Annotated in this window: 19 protein-coding genes; 8 read left to right on the top strand and 11 right to left on the bottom strand. The window is 65.7% G+C overall.

The genetic code is table 11. The annotated features are described in order from the left end of the window. Window positions 1-27: 27 nt before the first annotated feature. The 8 genes from WG901_RS08115 to WG901_RS08080 all read right to left on the bottom strand — a co-directional run bounded on the left by WG901_RS08115 (window position 28) and on the right by WG901_RS08080 (window position 5,951). Complete coding sequence (locus WG901_RS08115) at window positions 28-1,764, bottom strand: asparagine synthase-related protein (protein WP_339586501.1); 1,737 nt, start codon at window positions 1,762-1,764, stop codon at window positions 28-30. Further along, window positions 1,761-2,390, bottom strand: coding sequence for a lasso peptide biosynthesis B2 protein (locus tag WG901_RS08110; RefSeq protein ID WP_339586500.1), 630 nt, complete (start codon window positions 2,388-2,390; stop codon window positions 1,761-1,763). The genes WG901_RS08115 and WG901_RS08110 overlap by 4 nt, the downstream gene beginning before the upstream one ends. Before the next feature lie 54 nt (window positions 2,391-2,444). After that, window positions 2,445-2,570 carry a benenodin family lasso peptide gene (locus WG901_RS08105; RefSeq protein ID WP_339586499.1) on the bottom strand — a complete coding sequence of 42 codons (126 nt, stop codon included), beginning with the start codon at window positions 2,568-2,570 and terminating at the stop codon, window positions 2,445-2,447. A gap of 70 nt (window positions 2,571-2,640) precedes the next feature. Further along, complete coding sequence (locus WG901_RS08100) at window positions 2,641-2,769, bottom strand: benenodin family lasso peptide (protein WP_339586498.1); 129 nt, start codon at window positions 2,767-2,769, stop codon at window positions 2,641-2,643. Window positions 2,770-2,876: 107 nt separating this feature from the next. Next, entirely contained in the window at window positions 2,877-3,479 is a 603-nt protein-coding gene (locus tag WG901_RS08095; RefSeq protein WP_339586497.1) for a GntR family transcriptional regulator, read from the bottom strand. A gap of 37 nt (window positions 3,480-3,516) precedes the next feature. Then, on the bottom strand, window positions 3,517-4,446 hold the full coding sequence (locus tag WG901_RS08090) for a phytanoyl-CoA dioxygenase family protein (RefSeq protein ID WP_339586496.1): 930 nt from the start codon (window positions 4,444-4,446) through the stop codon (window positions 3,517-3,519). Further along, window positions 4,443-5,078, bottom strand: a complete 636-nt coding sequence (locus WG901_RS08085) for an acyl-homoserine-lactone synthase (protein ID WP_339586495.1) — start codon at window positions 5,076-5,078, stop codon at window positions 4,443-4,445. The genes WG901_RS08090 and WG901_RS08085 overlap by 4 nt, the downstream gene beginning before the upstream one ends. A gap of 123 nt (window positions 5,079-5,201) precedes the next feature. After that, on the bottom strand, window positions 5,202-5,951 hold the full coding sequence (locus WG901_RS08080) for a LuxR family transcriptional regulator (protein ID WP_339586494.1): 750 nt from the start codon (window positions 5,949-5,951) through the stop codon (window positions 5,202-5,204). A 504-nt stretch (window positions 5,952-6,455) separates the two neighbouring features. Between WG901_RS08080 and WG901_RS08075 the strand changes: the two genes are divergently transcribed. Both WG901_RS08075 and dinB read left to right on the top strand, forming a co-directional pair. Beyond that, entirely contained in the window at window positions 6,456-6,698 is a 243-nt protein-coding gene (locus WG901_RS08075; protein WP_339586493.1) for a BrnA antitoxin family protein, read from the top strand. Window positions 6,699-6,934: 236 nt separating this feature from the next. Next, window positions 6,935-8,020: a DNA polymerase IV gene (gene dinB, locus WG901_RS08070; RefSeq protein ID WP_339586663.1), complete on the top strand. Its 1,086-nt coding sequence runs from the start codon at window positions 6,935-6,937 to the stop codon at window positions 8,018-8,020. A 70-nt stretch (window positions 8,021-8,090) separates the two neighbouring features. On the opposite strand, the gene WG901_RS08065 is transcribed toward dinB, so the two are convergent. Next, window positions 8,091-9,425, bottom strand: coding sequence for a type II toxin-antitoxin system HipA family toxin (locus tag WG901_RS08065; protein WP_339586492.1), 1,335 nt, complete (start codon window positions 9,423-9,425; stop codon window positions 8,091-8,093). Further along, a complete protein-coding gene (locus tag WG901_RS08060; RefSeq protein ID WP_339586491.1) occupies window positions 9,415-9,753 on the bottom strand; it encodes a helix-turn-helix transcriptional regulator in 339 nt (112 codons plus the stop codon). The genes WG901_RS08065 and WG901_RS08060 overlap by 11 nt, the downstream gene beginning before the upstream one ends. A 400-nt stretch (window positions 9,754-10,153) precedes the next feature. Here WG901_RS08060 and WG901_RS08055 point away from each other — a divergent pair, with 400 nt between their 5' ends. The 6 genes from WG901_RS08055 to WG901_RS08030 all read left to right on the top strand — a co-directional run bounded on the left by WG901_RS08055 (window position 10,154) and on the right by WG901_RS08030 (window position 15,593). Further along, on the top strand, window positions 10,154-10,594 hold the full coding sequence (locus tag WG901_RS08055) for a Ros/MucR family transcriptional regulator (protein WP_339586490.1): 441 nt from the start codon (window positions 10,154-10,156) through the stop codon (window positions 10,592-10,594). Window positions 10,595-10,669: 75 nt separating this feature from the next. Beyond that, the gene (locus WG901_RS08050; RefSeq protein WP_339586489.1) at window positions 10,670-11,104 is read left to right on the top strand and encodes a hypothetical protein; all 435 of its coding nucleotides are present in this window, start codon (window positions 10,670-10,672) and stop codon (window positions 11,102-11,104) included. A gap of 461 nt (window positions 11,105-11,565) precedes the next feature. Then, window positions 11,566-12,519, top strand: coding sequence for an ArdC family protein (locus WG901_RS08045; RefSeq protein ID WP_339586488.1), 954 nt, complete (start codon window positions 11,566-11,568; stop codon window positions 12,517-12,519). Further along, entirely contained in the window at window positions 12,516-12,980 is a 465-nt protein-coding gene (locus WG901_RS08040; protein WP_339586487.1) for a DUF2958 domain-containing protein, read from the top strand. The genes WG901_RS08045 and WG901_RS08040 overlap by 4 nt, the downstream gene beginning before the upstream one ends. An 88-nt stretch (window positions 12,981-13,068) precedes the next feature. After that, entirely contained in the window at window positions 13,069-14,844 is a 1,776-nt protein-coding gene (locus tag WG901_RS08035; protein ID WP_339586486.1) for a ParB/RepB/Spo0J family partition protein, read from the top strand. 221 nt (window positions 14,845-15,065) lie between these two features. Next, window positions 15,066-15,593 carry a Ros/MucR family transcriptional regulator gene (locus tag WG901_RS08030; protein ID WP_339586485.1) on the top strand — a complete coding sequence of 176 codons (528 nt, stop codon included), beginning with the start codon at window positions 15,066-15,068 and terminating at the stop codon, window positions 15,591-15,593. Between the two features lie 11 nt (window positions 15,594-15,604). Here WG901_RS08030 and WG901_RS08025 read toward each other — a convergent pair whose 3' ends face one another. After that, window positions 15,605-15,829, bottom strand: a complete 225-nt coding sequence (locus WG901_RS08025) for a hypothetical protein (RefSeq protein WP_339586484.1) — start codon at window positions 15,827-15,829, stop codon at window positions 15,605-15,607. Window positions 15,830-16,024 lie beyond the last annotated feature (195 nt).

Genomic DNA, 16,024 nt, shown 5'->3' with positions numbered 1-16,024 from the left:
GAGGAGAGGCGTGGGTCGGCGCGAAGCTCATAGCGTTCGCACCCACGCCTCGACATCGGCGACCTTGAGCAATTGCCCGTGCTCATGGCTGCGAACCGGACCGTTGCCTGAAAGCACGCGTTCCGCCGCGGCCTTGTCGAGGATGCCCTCGGCAGCCAGCGCACCATCCAGGAGCAGGTCGCGCAAGACGGAGCGGTTGGTCTCGAAGACTTGGGCTACGAAGCCATCGGGCGACCCTTTACCCCGTCGCCATGCGACGTGTTCGGGTACGTGCCTTGCCAGCGCGCGCCGCGCGATCGCACGGTTGTTGCCGCGCTCGAACCAGCGCCAAGTCGGGATGGCGAGCGCGCATTCGACGATGGGCATGGCGATCAGCGGCGACCATTCGGCTATGTCGCCATCGAAGGACTCGAGCAGGTTTTCGACTGCTATCATGAAGCCGATGTGTCCGGCCGATCCCGGTAGCGCGCCGTGCGGTGCCTTGAGCCAGCGATGGCAGGGCGGGCCAGCGCGCTCGGTTGCCTGGGTCGTCACGAACGTAGTCTCGATCGGCCAGCGATAGCCTGCCGGGCGAAACCAGGCGCGGCGAAACGCTCGGCCCAGGACGGTGAACAGGCTGGCCTCGGTGAGCTCGGCGATCTCTGCGGCCGTCCTGAGCGCGCCGGTGCCTAGCCCTTCCATCAGGAGCCGATCGGCGACCGGGACGACCGACTGCATCGCGCAGAAGAGGTTGTCGCCGCCGCCTCCGTCGAGAATGGCCTGCGCGCCGAGGCTCGCAGCAAGGCTTTGTCGTGCGATGCGGCTCGCCTGGGCGAAGGATCGCGCGAGAGGTCGCGGCTGTCCCTTGGCCAGCGATTTGGTCACGTCGACCTCGGCGAGATCGCGCCCGACCTCCTTGTAGGGCGCCGCCAATGCAGTGGCGACGGCCGTGGCAAAATGGCGCTCGTCGCCGGCCGGATCGTTCGATCCGATGTTGACGCAGGTCATGCGTGTGCCCGTCGCCGCGACGAGCGCCGCGAGAAAGGAGGAATCGAGCCCGCCTGACAGCATGACCGCGACGTGATCGAGATCCTCGATCTGCGCGGCGACGCTCGTTCGTGCGACTTTCCAGAGCATGTCGGCCAGATCCTCGGAGGATCGCCGGTCGCGCTTGCCAGCGGCATGCCAGGGAGACCAGCATGGCTCGATCGACATCGCGCTGTTCGTGAGTGTCAGCCGGCTGCCGCCCAGCAGCTCGCTGACGCCTTCGACGCAGGTACGCTCCTGGCGCAGCCCCGAAGTCATGAGATGCAAGGCGATGGCATCCCAATTGGGGGAGATGCGCGTCTGCAGACAGGTCTTGAGCAGAGCGAGGTCAGACGCAAGCACGTGGAGACCACCGCGCTCGAGGTGAAGGCAGGGCAGGTCGCTGAATGGTGGCCGTATGACCGTCACTGATCCGTCGGCGACGACGAAAGCGAGGAAGTCGCCCCAGAACATATCGATGATACTTTGGCCGCGCGTGGCGAGCACGGCATCGGTTTCGTCTGGCGAGAACGCGGCTACGCAGGGCATCGCGCCCGCTCGTCGGTGAATCCGACCCAGGACAAGACCAGCGTCATGCGCGAGTGGCGCGCGGCGACCGCCTTGCGCAAAGAGCGCGACGCCGGGCGCCGTGAAAGCACCTTCGAGCCCGGTGATACCGATCGCCCGTTCTTGGATCGATCGTTTGAGGCCGAAGGCGTCGGTCTCGCCGATGGCAGCGATGTAGCGCAGGTGTCTCATGCGCGATGGATCGGGGCATAGGCGCGCACCCGCTCGTACCGGTCATTGACGAGATGCCCCTCGCACTCGACCCAGCAATGCGCGCGGAAAGGCCCCAAGCGAACCCCAAACACAAGCTCGGGCTGGTGACCGCGGTGCGCGAGGTGGATCGCGAGGGCCAGCGAGTGGGGCAGGCACTGATTGTGCGGCGTGACGAACAGCGCGAGCCGCGCGAAATCGCGGGCGACCGAGCCTAGGTCGCCAAATCCGCGAGGCGTTCGCCGCGGGGCGCGGCGTCGGGCCTGGCGCAGCGCCTCGAGACCGCCGGCAAGACCACCGCGGCGCAGGCGAGCGCGGGTCCTCCATATGCTGCAGACCAGCGCCGCCATGGTGAGGACATCGACCGATCGGGTGGCCGCCTGATCGAGCAGGCTAGCTGTCGCGATCGCACGGGGGCAGGGCGGCGATACGGCAAGCCGCCGTTGCTTGAGCAAAGCGGCCTGGCCCGGATCCGGCGTGCCGGCGAGCACGGCACGCCAGGCCGCCTCCGTCTCCCGGCCGAGGCAGAAGTAGCGATCGGTTGCGACGTCAAGGAACACGAAGCGATCCTGGACTTCGCAGAACGAGACTGTCGACGATTGCGGCATGGTGGGCGTGCCTTCCGGGCGGCACGGGCCGGGCAAGCCCCGCCCGCGGGGGCGCTAGTCGTCGTCGAGACCCGCGACGACCATGCCGAGCAGTTCCTCGATGATGAAGCCGATCGGCCCAAGGGTTTCGTGTGACGCGATGCCGAGTTCGATCACGTCGGGTTCTTCCTGGCGGTCCATGTCAGAACTCCCGTGCTGGGTTTGAAGACAAAGGGCGCGCGGGGAAAGTCGCCCGCGCGCCCCCTGGCGGTCAGTCGTCCGACAGACCCTGCTGCAGCGTGGCGATCTGCTCGTCATAGAGCACGCCGAACGGGCCCTGGGTCTCGACGCTGGCGGTGCCGAGCTCGATCAGGTCGGCGGTGTCGTGTTCACGTTCCATCACATCTTTCCTTTCGAGTTAGCCGCGACTCTGCGGCAGTTCGAATGATAGCTGGCCTGATGAGTGTAAGAACTTAGTTATTGATTTATAACAATAATATATTCCAGTTATCGAGCTGGCGTGCCGGGCTTCAGCAGCGCCGCGACAATTCCGGCCACGTCATGCTGCCGGCGCCGGTGATAGCGCGCCATCAGTTTGCTGAGATCAGCCATGGTACCGTTCGACCAAGCGGCGACCAGCGCCGCGTGCTCCTCATCGTGATCGGCGAACAAGTATCGTTCCACGAGCCGGGCCCGGTGGAGTCGATCGCTCGTCTGGTGAAGAAGGGCGCGGTATTCCGCATTTGCCGCGGCGGCGATCTCATCGAACAGCGCGCGGGGCTGCGGCCCGAGGTCGGTCGGTGGGGGCCTCGTCTGGGGCATCGGACGCAGGTTCCGCAGCACGGTCGCTGCGATATCCCCGTTCAGGCCGTAGAGTTCGCGCAAGGCCCCTTCGCTCGGGATGGGGATCTTGAACCCCTCGCGTGGCCAGGCTTCGATTAACCGCTCGCCCAGCATCTGGTGAAGCGCGTCGCGCACCGGTGTCGCGCTCATGCCGAGCTTTCGCGCGATCTGCGCGGGGTCGAGCCTGACGCCCGGCTGCCATTCGCCGCTAACGATCTGCTCCTTCAACAGATGGTAGGCCAGCTGCGTTGTGCGGCCCGGGCTCATGCGCAGCCTCTCGTGTCAGGCGAGTGCCGACCTATGCTCACGGTTCACGCGCGGCTTCGAGCGAGCGCTCGCGCTCGGCATGGGCTCGCACCATGGCCTCCTGTTCGGGCGTCAGGGCGTCGATCGCGGCGGGGTATTCGGGCATGCGATCGTCGAGCAGGAGCGAAGGGCACAGTCCGTCCACGTTGCCGAGGTTGGGACGGTGCTGGCGATAGCCGACGAGCGAGCGAAGTTCGGTCGCGAAGCTGCGCGCGATCTCGGGCGGATAGGCGAGCCAGAGGTTTTCGTATGGTTTGAGCCAGCCCAGCGAGTAACCCATCACCAGGCTGCGGCGCGGGAGGTTCGTTCGATTGGCGCCGGCGCCATGGAGCGTCGATCCCAGAAAGACGATGGCGTCGCCGGGCTCGCAGGTCGCAGCCTGGCCCGGATCGTCGGTTGGAGCGTCCGCTCCTTGGCCGCCATGGCTGCCGGGCCAGAGACGTGTCGCGCCGTTCTCCCGCGTGAACGGAGTCAGCGGCCACATGACGTTGACCAGATATTCGAACTGTCCCTTGGGACCGTGCCACATATCCTCGTCGCGGTGCGGCACCTGCGCGATCTCGCCAGGATGGACTTCGATTCCCTGGGCCACGTTGAGCTGGATCGTGTCGCACAGCGGCGCGAGGATTTCCCGGGCGATGGCCGTGATCGCCGGATGGCCGGCGAGGAGCCTCGATGCCGGCGAGCGCACGAGCAGTCGCCCGAAGCGCTTGGTCGATCGGCCGTAGAAGTCGCCCTGGCCGAACGGCGTACGCGCGAAATGGTCATTAAGCTCGGCATCGACATGGGCGAGGATTTCGGGAGGCACGGCGTGACGCAGGATCGCGAAACCCTGGGAGCGCAGCTCGGTCATGATCTCACCAGTGAATTCCGCGGGCGTCGCGGTGACGGGAGCCAGGGCGATGGGAGCGGGGCGGCGCGGCGTCATGCGCGGTGCTCCGGCGCAATGTCGCGTGCGAGGCCGGCCGGCACGGCCATGCCCGTGCGCCAGATCCCGCGGTCTGCGAGGCGCTCGGGAGTATCTTCGTCGATCGCGATGACGAGAGCCGTCAGCATGCGCCCGTCGATCCGCATCGGCGCGCCGAGCGGCAGGCAGTTCCAGCCGAACGCGCGGATCTGCTGGAACCAGGGAAGCTCGGCGACACCTGTGTAATGCGTGATGCCGCGTTCGAGAGCGTGCGCGGCCAGTGCGCTCACCAGCCAGTCGCGCGCCTGGCGCCGCTCGGCGGCGCGCAGCGATCGGTCGAGGCAGAAGCGGGTGATTTCCCGGACTGTGCGGCCAGCGGGTATCGGGCCATCGACGAGCTGCGGGAAGAGACTGTCGAGCAGATGGGGACGGGTGGTCTCGAGCAGGCGCGTCGACGCCACGTGGCCGCTCTCGCCGTCGGTGAGAATGAGATAGGTCGCGTCGCGGTCGTCGAAATGGTCGATCTCCCACGTACCGGCCAGAACGGGCACGTCCCATTTGAGCAGGTCCACGAAGACCCGCTTCCTCGCTTCGAACATGGAGCGCAGCACGGCCCCCTCGGCTTCGCTCATGCGGTCGATCGTGCGGATCATTGCCTTCCCCTCCAGGTGGTTGCTGATCGGGGAAGGTCATCAGATCGGCGCTTCCGCTTGCACCCCTTGGCCGAGGGGGATCTGCTCAATTCGTCCCGTTTGCCGGGGCAGTGTGGTCGAGCGTCAGGCGGCGCAGCGCGGCGGGACGTCGTCGAAGCACAGGTCTCCCGCTTCGAGGAGGACCATGGCGAGCTCCATGCGGGACTCGACCTCCAGGCGCTTGAATGCCTCGCGCAGGTGATCCATCACGGTTTGCACGCTGATGCCGAGATATCGCGCGATCTGCGGGTTCGTGTAGCCACGTGCCGCGAGTGCCGCGCATTGCAGTTGCCGGGGGCTGAGACGCGGCAGGTTTTCTCGGGTGGGATCTCGGTGGAGCAGGCGCAGGCGCTCGAAGGCCGCGGCGCCGATCGCTTCGGCCCAGATCAGGGCGCCATAGGCGAGATCGTTGCCGATCTCCGCGACGAAGCTGCAGGAGCCGCGCGCTTCGCCCGGTACATGAAACGGTACGGTCAGCCCTTCGCCGAGCCCGATCTGCCGCCCGAGCAGCAACATGTGTCGGTCGGCGCGATCGAGACGGATGATCTGCGGTACTTCGCGCCAATGAAAGCCGCGGCCACGCCGCTGGCTCGCGCGGTGGATCGGATCGCACAGGCCGAGCGACCGTGCGTCGTAGTAAGTTTCCCAGCCTTCGGGGTAGTTGTGGAGGCGCAGCGCCCGCGGTCGCCTCGAGAAATCGGCGTGCTGTGACAGGGCAAAGTATCGGGCGCCGAGCCATTCGCCGGCTTCGGCCATGATATCGCGCAGCACGTCGGTCGAGCGGGCCTCGGCAAGCCGATCCGCCCAGGCGAGCGCCATCTTGAGCATTTCCATGACAATCATCCGGCAAGCGGGCGAACGGTCTCGTGCCGGCAACCCGCCTGCCGCCTTTCAAGTCAAGTCCAGCCGGGCGGTCCCGACACCGTGCTGGCAAGCGATGGATGCGACACTTTCGACTTTTGCGAAGGTAAGTAGATGGGGCTCCTCGATTGAACTGTACGGAAAAAATAATAATCGGCGGTCGCCCGAGTCTCCAATTATATTTGGATTATAATCGCAGGGGGCATCTGCAGGGGCGTAAGACTGCGGTGCCTTCGCAGGTGCCAGCGGCTATCTTCGAGCGCCTGACCGGGCGCGCGCCGAGGCGGGCTTGATCAGTGTGGCGGGGGGCCACGTCAGACAGAGGCAAAATGCAGTAACGAAATACATTGAACTTCATCGGAGCGAGTCGTCATATTCGCGACGCTAGGCTCTGACGGTTCGATCATCTCCGCCCGCCCTGCGCCAGACTGAAAGGAACCTGCTGCAATGACGTCGCGAAAGTACACCGAGACGGACATGGACGCGGTTTCGGACAATCCGGAGCTGACCGCCGAACAGATCGATGCGGCGCGGCCGTTCGCGGAAGCTTTCCCAGAACTGGCGAAGACCGTGCGCAGGCGCGGGCCGGGCAAGAAGCCCGCCATGGTCAGTCAAACGCTGCGGCTCGACCGCGAGGTGCTCGAAGCTTGGCGTGCTTCCGGACCCGGTTGGCAGAGACGCATGAACGATGTGCTGCGCAAGGCGATGCCGAAGGGGTGAGTGGGAACACCTGAGCGGCCATCGAGCGCGGTCTCGGGCTCGGAGCAGGAATCAGACTCAAGTGTCGGGTCTGGTCGAGGATCGCGCGAGTGCCGGTGACGGGCAGCCGGCCGGTATGGCGCGTCCAGAGCCAGCAAAGCGACGCTCGCATCGTCCACTCGGCCTTCGCTGCCGATCTGAGCGAAAATGGGTGGTGGCATGTTCCCATTATGTTCGAGGTCGGATATGGTCTGCCGATGGCGCAGACGCCCGACCGAAAGATCATCCACGTCGACATGGACGCCTTCTTCGCGTCGGTCGAACAACGCGACGATGTGTCGTTACGCGGACGACCCGTGGCCGTGGGCTATGCGGCGGCGCGCGGTGTCGTCGCGGCCGCAAGCTACGAGGCGAGGAAGTTCGGCGTCCGTTCGGCGCTGCCATCGGTCACCGCCCTGCGCCAATGTCCCGAGCTCGTCTTCGTGCCGCCGCGCTTCGACGTCTACAAAGCGGTTTCTGCCCAAATCCACGCGATCTTCGCCGACTACACCGATCTCATCCAGCCGCTCTCACTCGACGAGGCCTATCTCGACATCACCGCGAACCGCCGCGGCATCGAGACCGCCTGGAAGACCGCCAAGGAAATCCGGGCGCGGATTTTCGAGGAGACGGGGCTGACCGCTTCGGCGGGCATTTCTTACAACAAGTTTCTCGCCAAGCTCGCTTCCGACCAGCGCAAGCCGAACGGCCAGTTCGCGGTCACGCCCGACATGGGCGCTGCCTGGGTCGAGACCTTGCCGGTGTCGCGGTTTCACGGTGTCGGCCCCGTGACCGCGAGGAAGATGGCCTCGCTCGGCATCGAGACGGGCGCGGACCTGCGCGCTCGGTCACTCCGCTTCCTGCAGCAGCATTTTGGGAGCTCGGCCGACTGGTATTACGGCATCGCGCGCGGGGTCGACGAGCGGCCCGTCAATCCCGATCGCGAGCGCAAGTCCTCGGGATCGGAGACCACCTTCGATCGAGACCTCATCGACGATGGCGAGATCGAGGCGCGCGTGCTGCGACAGGCTGACGACGTCTGGTCCTGGTGCGAGAGGGCAGAGGAGTTCGGGCGCACCGTGACCGTCAAAGTGAAGTACGGCGATTTCCAGAACATCACGCGCAGCAGAACCCAGCCGGCCTTGGTCACTTCGCGCGATACTCTCCGGGCAGCGAGCCTGGTCTTGATCCGGTCGGTGCTGCCGACGCCAAAAGGCGTACGCCTCGTTGGCGTCACGGTCTCCAACTTCGAGAGATTGACATCGCCGGTGACGCCCGGTCTTCCCCTGTTCGAGGCCGACTGAGCTGCGGGTATTGTCGCGGCGTCTGGCTCGGCCGGGCGCCAGAAAGCGAGATAACGGCCAGGAAGCGTTCTTATGCGTTGTGCTCGCGCCAATAGGCGGCGCGCTCGGCGAGCGGGGCCGCAGCGCCTTCCAGGCCATAGAAGGCGAAGCGGTTAAGGAACTGTCGGCCCCAGAACAGTTTGCGGTCGACTTCGCCGAGGCGGGCTTGGGCGCAGAGCTCGAGCCAGTTTTCGCCGATGATCTCGACCTGCCTTGCGACCGTGGCGATCGCGGTCGCCTCGTCGAGATGGAACTGAGGAGCGGCGGCAAGGCAGGTCCGGATCTGGCTCATCCGCTCCCGGCCGCGGATCAGCATGGCCTGGCTTGCCTCCTCGCCGGTCCGCGGCTGCGGGCAGATGTCATAAGCGGGCGTCAGCGCCAGCCGGTTTCCGTCCCAGAATGCGGCGTGGTTGCGGGCATGATCGTCAAGGTTGCCGACGAGCACGTTGAACGTCATCCGGCCAAAGAGCTCGCGCAGCGTTGCCGGCACCTCGTCGAAACGCAGGCGGATTTTTTCGGCGAGGTCCTCGTAGCTCGCGTAACGCGCCTGCATCTCATCGAGTTCTAGGATCGTGAGCGCGGAGACCAATGCCTTGCGGTGCCACCGGCCCGCGGCGTGTGTGCGGTCGAACCGCTCGACGAGCAGCACGTCCTTGCCTGCGGCTTCGACCAGCCGGACGGGAGCGACCGCAAGTCCCGCGAGCGCGGCGAGGCGCATCGCCAGGAACTCGCCCTTTACCACGCTGTAGATGTCGGTGCTGCTCGAGAACTTGGCGATGTGCTTGGTCTCGCCATCGACGATGAGCGCCTTGGGCCTGGCACCCCCGATCGCCGTGCCGTGTTGTAGAGCCTGGTCGAGCTCGGGTGAGAGCGGGATGTTGCGCTCGACGCGCTCGGCTGATTCGATCAGTTCCTCGAGCGAGGCCTGCCCGCCGCCACGCGGCTCATAGCGATCGGCGGCCTGCTGGAAATCGAGCGCTCCGATGCGATCGGAACCCGATTCCAGGAGGAAGGTCAACTCGTCGAGCCTTGCCTCGTCGAGGTCCTGGCGACGGCCTCCGAAGGTCCGGTTGAGGATCACACGCCGGCCCCAGGCATCGGGAGAGCCGTCGCGAATGGCCCCAGCCATGGCGAGGCCGGGAGCAGGGGCGATCGGTGCAGCGCCGAGGGGCAGTTCGGGCAGGTAGAGCGCAATGGCGTCCGCGCGAGCACGGTATGTGCGGCCGTACTGGAAGCGGATCTCGTCACCGACGCGATCGAGACGTCCGGCGACGACCGGTTCGCTGCTGCCTGGGAGCCAGGTCCAGACGAAGGCGCTGCGCGGGACGGCACGGGGGGGCACTTGCACCGCGGGCTCAGAAGTCATCATCGGCCTCCGTCTGGAGCGGTCTTGCATACTTGGGCAGGAGTGCCAGGCGTTGACGCATGACCTCGACCCTGTCCTTCACGCCAACCAGATCCTCCTGGAACAGCGGTATGCCCAGGATCGTGCAGGCTTCAAAGGCGAGCCCGATTTCCACTTTGGGGTCACCGCCCTCGAGGCGTTGCAAGGTCCCGCGCGACGCGCCGACACGCTCGGCGAGCTCCTGCAGCGGCATGCGTCTTTGCTTGCGCTCGGCCTGGATTAACTGGCCCACGAGCGTGACGGCGGCTTGGGTATAGCGCGCATAGGATCTTTTCTTGGCAGCAGGCATTGATCTATCCATCGATCATATCGGCCTCATCGGGTCGATGTATCGACATAAATAAGTGTGCTACCCTTAAAAGTCAATGAAATGACCTATGCATCGATCGTATCGTGGCAATCGGAGCGATGGATCGATCAAATATACGGTAGTGCGCGACTTCGAAGCGCGCGCGTTGGCCGATCGGCGCCGACCGGTCCGTCGTGAACGACTACTGGGCGAAGCACCTGCCCGGTGGATCCTGGCAGAGCTTGCGGCGCTGGATTGTGGATTTTCCTTCGCGGATTTTCCGTCTCGGCCGACTGAGATTCCTGGATATTTTCTCCAAATCGGAGTGAATTGCGCGTGGATCGGATCCTTGTGGCGCTAAGGGCCGTACGAACCGCATCGAGAACGACAGGACTGGGACATGGAAACTTCGCCGAACGACAGGAACGAGGCCCTGATCACGCTGACCGCGGACATCGTCTCGGCCCACGTCGGCAACAACGACGTATCGGTCGACGATCTGCCCACGCTCATAACCAAGGTCTTCGGCGCGTTGGCAGGACTTGGCGAGGCCCAGGCTGTGGTCGACATCGTTCCGGAACCCGCCGTTTCGATCCGGGCATCGGTGAAGCCCGACTATCTCGTCTGTCTCGAGGACGGCAAGAAGCTCAAGATGCTCAAGCGTCATCTCATGACGCACTACGATCTTACACCCGAACAATATCGTCAGCGCTGGAACCTGCCCGCCGACTACCCCATGGTCGCGCCGAACTATGCAGCCAAACGCCGCGATCTCGCCAAGCAGATCGGTCTTGGCCGCAAGCCTGCAGCCCGTCGCAGTCGCAAACCGGTGGCCAGCTAAGCTGGCGTAGATCACCACTGCCGGTTGTCGTGCAACGCGCATCGTCATGACCGGACTTCTGAAGGGCTCGTGAGCATGTCCAAGTGGTTTCCGGACGTCGGGTCTCCCGCCGGCGTGAAGTCGGCGCTGAACGGCGGATTTTATGCCTGCCTGGCCTTTGCCGGCATGAACCTTCTAGGCCTCGCCCTACTGCTCTTCGCTGGCCGTATGCCGAGCAGCGGCAAGGTGGTTAGCGAGGTGGCGAGCGCCGGCATCGGCATATTCATCGAGATGAGCTTCATCCTCTTTGCCGCCTGGCGGTTCAGGAAGGCCAAGGGGCTGATCGCGGGATCCGCGGTCGGATTGCTTTTCGCGTTCGAGATCTTCGCGAAGGTCGTGAGCGGCACGGCGCGCGGCGGGTGGTTCGTCGTCTACGTCGCCGTCCTAATCGGTCTTATCAATGGCCTGCGAGGCGCCTGGGCGACCCGTTCGATCGTCGACGATGCCGAAGTGGTCGAGACTTTTTCCTGACTCGAGGCCGAGCGGATCCAAGCGATAGGCTCGGCTAGTCCCGTCAACCTTGCATTGAGGATTTGCGCCTCGCGTCTGAAGCGCGACCGCGCTCTACTACGCTAAGGCGCGCCCAGGCCTACCTAGGGCGCGCCAAGCTTCGCCGGGCCGCTCGCGCGTCCCGGCCTTCGGTGACGATCGACTGGCGTGGGGTCGGGGCCTTGCCCCGACAAGCGGACGCCGCGCCTCGTGGGCGCGGCGCCGTTGCTTGTGGGCCTTCCCCTCGTCGCGAGGTGGGCGGCGCGCCCTTCTGGGCGGGGCCCGGCGAGCCGCAAGCCGGCACTTCGTGCCGGCTCCTCCACTGGCGTTCCGGCCTGCGGTGCGGCCCGCCTCCCTGGCCCCGCCTTCAGGTCGCTGGGCGCCGCCCACCCCGCTCCGCGGGGAAGCCCTGGAGGGTTTTGGGGGCGGTGCTGGAGGAAGCCATGCCGCATACCCCGAACCGCCGCGCGGACCGCGAGGCCGAGCCGCGCAACCTCTACGACGAGGTGACGAGACGGATCATCGCCGAGCTGGAAGCCGGGCGCCTGCCATGGGTCCAGCCGTGGAGCAATACGGTCGGGGCGGGCCCCTGTGCGGGACTGCCGCGCAATGCCGTGAGCGGGCGGCCCTATTCGGGGATCAACGTCCTGATCCTCTGGGGCGCGGTCATCGAGGCGGGTTATCCCTCGCAAGGCTGGCTCACCTTCCGCCAAGCCATCGCGGCAGGCGGATCGGTGCGCAAAGGCGAGCACGGGACCTGCGTGGTTTATGCCGACCGCTTCACGCCGGAAGCCGAGAAGACCCGCGCCGCGCAGGAGGGCGGGGAGGCGCGCGCCGTCCCGTTCCTCAAACGCTTCACTGTGTTCAATACTGCGCAGATCGACGGCTTGCCCGAGGGGCTTTTTGCCGAGCCCGCGCCTTTGCCCGACCGTGAGGTCGAGCCCATCGGCGAATGCCTGATCACGGCTTCGGGCATCGACTTTCGCGTCGGCGGCAGCCGCGCCTACTATGCGCCTGAGGCCGATTTTGTCGGGGTGCCGCCGCAACCCGCGTTCCGCGACCAGATCAATTACTATCGCACCTGCTTCCACGAACTGACCCACGCCACCGGACATGCCTCGCGGCTCGCGCGCAATCTCAAGAACGCCTTCGGCTCCAAGGACTATGCGCGCGAGGAACTCGTGGCTGAAATGGGCAGCGCCTTCCTCTGCGCTTCGCTCGGCATCGTGCCGACCGTCAGGCATGCCGACTACATCGGCGCTTGGCTCGAGGTCCTTCACGAGGATAACCGCGCGATCTTCCGCGCCGCGAGCCAAGCCAGCAAGGCCGCCGAATGGCTGCTTGCGCGGTTCGCCGATGCTTCGGACACGATGGTCGAGGGGAGGGCGGCGGCATGATCCTCCTCACTCCCGAAACCCGCATCGCGCTGCGCACCAACGACGCCGCGCACCGCGCCGCCCAGCGGCGCGAGGAAGTCGAGCCCGATCCGGTTCCCGTGCTCAAGCTGTTCAATCCTTTGGGGGCGGGCACATGGCTCGCAACCGAACTCGATGCCGATGGCGACACGCTCTTCGGCCTTGCCGATCTCGGCTTCGGCTGCCCCGAACTCGGCTCGTTCAGCCTCGCCGAGATCGCCGACGTGCGCCTGCCCTTCGGCCTCCGCATCGAGCGCGACGAGCATTTTGCAAGCACCCACGCCCTGTCGGTCTGGGCCAAGGCCGCGCGCCGTCTCGGCTCGATCATTCAGGCCGAGGCCCTACTCAGGCGAAATCAGGGCGATCCCAATGGCGGCCTGCCTGCCGATCCCGCCGCCAACCCCGGCGCCCAAAACGACGAGCTTCCGTCAGCAGACGGATGACGCGGGCGGCCGTTCGCCGCCCAACCTAAGCCGGTCCGCGATGCACGCTAATGAAACGCGGACCGGCACCCATGTTGAGGTACCCGCAATGAAACTTCAATTTATCGAACACGGCAAGCTGTTCATCGACAAGACCAATATGCGCTACGGGCGCAAGGCCCCCGATGTGTCGGATATCATCGGCACCGTCCGCAAGCGCGGCGTCATCCAGCCCCTGATCGTCAAGCCCGCGAACGCGGATGGCGCATGGGGGATCGTCGCCGGGGCCCGGCGCTGGGTCGCGCACGGCCTCGCCGCTGCCGACGGCTTCGACCACGGCGCGCTCGCCTGCGCGGTCCTCGAAGACGGCGATGATGCCGCCGCCATCGAGGCCTCGCTGATCGAGAACGTCGCCCGCCGCGATCCCGACGAGGTCACCCAGTGGGAAACCTTCGTGCGTCTCGTGAAGGAAGGCCGTGACCCCGCCGAGATCGCCGAAACCTTTGGCATGCCCGACCTCATGGTCAAACGCGTCCTCGCGCTCGGCAACCTCCTGCCGCGCATCCGCGACCTCTACCGGCGCGAGGAGATCGACCGCGCGACCGTCCGCCACCTGACGCTCGCGAGCAAGTCGCGCCAGCGCGAGTGGCTGGCTATCCACGACGATGCCGATCAGCGCACGCCCACCGGCCACGGCCTCAAGACTTGGCTGCTCGGCGGGCAGTCCATTCCCGCCCGCCATGCCCTTTTCGATACGACCGATGTCACGCTCGTCGCCGATCTCTTCGGCGAGGACGCCTATTTTGCCGACGCACAAGACTTCTGGACCCGGCAGGAGGAGGCGATCGAGGCGCGGCGCGCGGCCTATCTCGAAGCCGGCTGGCGCGAGGTGGTCGTCGTGCCTCGCGGCGAATACTTCCATGCCTGGCAGCACGAGAAGGCGCCCAAGCGCAAGGGCGGGCGCGTCTTCATCGACGTGCGCGATAACGGCGAGGTCACATTCCACGAGGGCTATGTCAGCCAGAAAGAGGCGCGCGTCGTTGCAAAGGGCGAGACCAGCGAGCCCGAGTCCAAGCCCGCGCGCGCCGAGGTTACCGCCAATCTCGGCTCCTATATAGACCTCCATCGCCACGCGGCGACACGCGCGGTATTGCTCGGCCATCCGGGGGCCGCGCTGCGCCTTATGGTCGCGCACGCCATCATCGGCTCGCCTCTCTGGACCGTGCGGCCAGAACCACAGGCCACGCGCGACAACGACATCGCCCGCAGCGTGGCCGAAGCGAGCGGCGAGGCCGTGTTCGATCACGCCCGGGTCAAGGTCCTGCGTCTGCTCGCCATGTCCGAGGAGGAACCGGGGGTGACCGGCGGCAGTGCCGACGCCTTTGGCCTTGTCGGTCTGTTCCTGCGGCTCATGGCGCTGGGCGACGACGATGTGATGGCCGTGCTCGCCGTGGTCATGGGCGAAACACTGCAGGCGGGCAGCCCCGCCGTCGATGCCGTCGCCGCCGAAATCGGTGTCGATATGGCCGATCATTGGCAGGCCGACGATGCGCTCTTCGCGCAGTTGCGCGACCGCGAGGTCCTTCTCGCCATGGTCGCAGACGTCGCGGGCCCGCGCGTTGCCGAGGCGAATGCCAAGGAAAAGGGCAAGACCTTGAAGGGTATCATCAGTGCCCACCTCGAAGGTGCCGATGGCCGCGAAAAGGTCGAGGGCTGGGTGCCCCGCTGGATGGCCTTCCCGCCTTCGGCCTACACGTCGCGGGGCGGCGTCGGTTCGGTCTTGGCGAATGAAAGGGCGCAAGCGGCACGGGCGCAATTGCCGGAGGATCTCGCCGTTACCCCCGAGCCGCCCGAGGCCGAAACGGCGCCACCGCTCGCCGCCTGAAAGTCATCCCGGCGGCGACGCGGGTCGCCGCCGGGCATTCATCCGGCCCAATATTTTCGCGCGCCGCGCGGCCTTCGGCCTCGCGGCGCAATATTTTTCGTAGGGTATTCGGCTTCTGGCCTGTCTTTGCAGATCACGGCAAGAAATCTCTCAATCCTGTCCCGCGTTGACCTTTGTGTTAGTCGGGGTAGATCGGAGCAGCAGCAGAAAAGGCGCGCATCATGGCTGACGACACTTCGAATTCCCCGACCGAATTTCTCGAATTCGCGACCGAGTTGACCATCGCTTGGCTCTCCAATCCCAATACGCGCGCCGCTGCCGAGGACGTTCCGGCCTTTCTCCAGACCATGCATGGTGCAGTCAAAGATCTCGCCACGGTGCCTGCCGTCAGCGAGGAAGTAGTTGCATCAAAGCCCGATTTTGTCGGCGCGGTTTCTGTTCGCCGTTCGCTCGCGTCGAAGGATCACCTGATCTCGCTGATCGATGGCAAGCCCTACCGGACCTTGAAGCGTCACCTGTCGACGCACGGTCTGACACCGGCCGAATACCGGGAGCGTTACAGGCTCAAGTCCGACTATCCCATGGTCGCCGAAACCTATGCGGCGCAGCGCCGCGCCATCGCGAAGAAATTGGGCCTTGGCCGCAAGCCCGGGGAGAAAGCAAACAGATCGACGAAGCCCGCCGCCGATACGGCCAAAGCCAGTCCTGCGCGCCGCGGCCGCAAGCCGGCGAACACGCCAGCGGCCTGACCGTCTTCGGCCTAGCGGTTCTTGCGGATCACCGTATGGCGCTCGCCGCATAGACCGCAGGCATCGTTGTCACGTTCGAAGCCCCGTTCGGCCGTGAGTTCCTGCGTGCAGGGCCGGACCTCCTCGATGTGTCCGTCATCGATCCGGTCCGCGATGCAATCGTCGCAGATCGGTGTCGGTGCCAAGCGCTCGACCAGTCGCCGGACGCGTTCCAGTGTTGTGTTCTGATCCCCCATTGCCGGGCGGCTATAAGCGATTGATCGGTCATATGAAATGGTCCGGGTTATCCCCTTTCGGGATCGCCCGGGCGTTGTCGCGGGTCCGAGGCCGGCATGATTTTCCGGTTCCAGCCGGACCTCCTTCGTGGCTCAGGCCCTGACCTGGAACGGCAGGCCCGGCGGCCTAAACCATCGCGTGCCGACTGATTTCCC

The organism is Novosphingobium anseongense, from assembly GCF_037482895.1.
Classification (GTDB): domain Bacteria; phylum Pseudomonadota; class Alphaproteobacteria; order Sphingomonadales; family Sphingomonadaceae; genus Novosphingobium; species Novosphingobium anseongense.
This window is presented reverse-complemented; position numbering and strand designations above follow the sequence as displayed.

Excerpts from the sequence above, each read along its gene's own strand:
- WG901_RS08115 (WP_339586501.1), bottom strand. The coding sequence starts at position 1,764 with ATGAGACACCTGCGCTACATCGCTGCCATCGGCGAGACCGACGCCTTC.
- WG901_RS08110 (WP_339586500.1), bottom strand. The coding sequence starts at position 2,390 with ATGCCGCAATCGTCGACAGTCTCGTTCTGCGAAGTCCAGGATCGCTTC.
- WG901_RS08105 (WP_339586499.1), bottom strand. The coding sequence starts at position 2,570 with ATGGACCGCCAGGAAGAACCCGACGTGATCGAACTCGGCATCGCGTCA.
- WG901_RS08100 (WP_339586498.1), bottom strand. The coding sequence starts at position 2,769 with ATGGAACGTGAACACGACACCGCCGACCTGATCGAGCTCGGCACCGCC.
- WG901_RS08095 (WP_339586497.1), bottom strand. The coding sequence starts at position 3,479 with ATGAGCCCGGGCCGCACAACGCAGCTGGCCTACCATCTGTTGAAGGAG.
- WG901_RS08090 (WP_339586496.1), bottom strand. The coding sequence starts at position 4,446 with ATGACGCCGCGCCGCCCCGCTCCCATCGCCCTGGCTCCCGTCACCGCG.
- WG901_RS08085 (WP_339586495.1), bottom strand. The coding sequence starts at position 5,078 with ATGATCCGCACGATCGACCGCATGAGCGAAGCCGAGGGGGCCGTGCTG.
- WG901_RS08080 (WP_339586494.1), bottom strand. The coding sequence starts at position 5,951 with ATGGAAATGCTCAAGATGGCGCTCGCCTGGGCGGATCGGCTTGCCGAG.
- WG901_RS08075 (WP_339586493.1), top strand. The coding sequence starts at position 6,456 with ATGGACGCGGTTTCGGACAATCCGGAGCTGACCGCCGAACAGATCGAT.
- dinB (WP_339586663.1), top strand. The coding sequence starts at position 6,935 with ATGGCGCAGACGCCCGACCGAAAGATCATCCACGTCGACATGGACGCC.
- WG901_RS08065 (WP_339586492.1), bottom strand. The coding sequence starts at position 9,425 with ATGACTTCTGAGCCCGCGGTGCAAGTGCCCCCCCGTGCCGTCCCGCGC.
- WG901_RS08060 (WP_339586491.1), bottom strand. The coding sequence starts at position 9,753 with ATGCCTGCTGCCAAGAAAAGATCCTATGCGCGCTATACCCAAGCCGCC.
- WG901_RS08055 (WP_339586490.1), top strand. The coding sequence starts at position 10,154 with ATGGAAACTTCGCCGAACGACAGGAACGAGGCCCTGATCACGCTGACC.
- WG901_RS08050 (WP_339586489.1), top strand. The coding sequence starts at position 10,670 with ATGTCCAAGTGGTTTCCGGACGTCGGGTCTCCCGCCGGCGTGAAGTCG.
- WG901_RS08045 (WP_339586488.1), top strand. The coding sequence starts at position 11,566 with ATGCCGCATACCCCGAACCGCCGCGCGGACCGCGAGGCCGAGCCGCGC.
- WG901_RS08040 (WP_339586487.1), top strand. The coding sequence starts at position 12,516 with ATGATCCTCCTCACTCCCGAAACCCGCATCGCGCTGCGCACCAACGAC.
- WG901_RS08035 (WP_339586486.1), top strand. The coding sequence starts at position 13,069 with ATGAAACTTCAATTTATCGAACACGGCAAGCTGTTCATCGACAAGACC.
- WG901_RS08030 (WP_339586485.1), top strand. The coding sequence starts at position 15,066 with ATGGCTGACGACACTTCGAATTCCCCGACCGAATTTCTCGAATTCGCG.
- WG901_RS08025 (WP_339586484.1), bottom strand. The coding sequence starts at position 15,829 with ATGGGGGATCAGAACACAACACTGGAACGCGTCCGGCGACTGGTCGAG.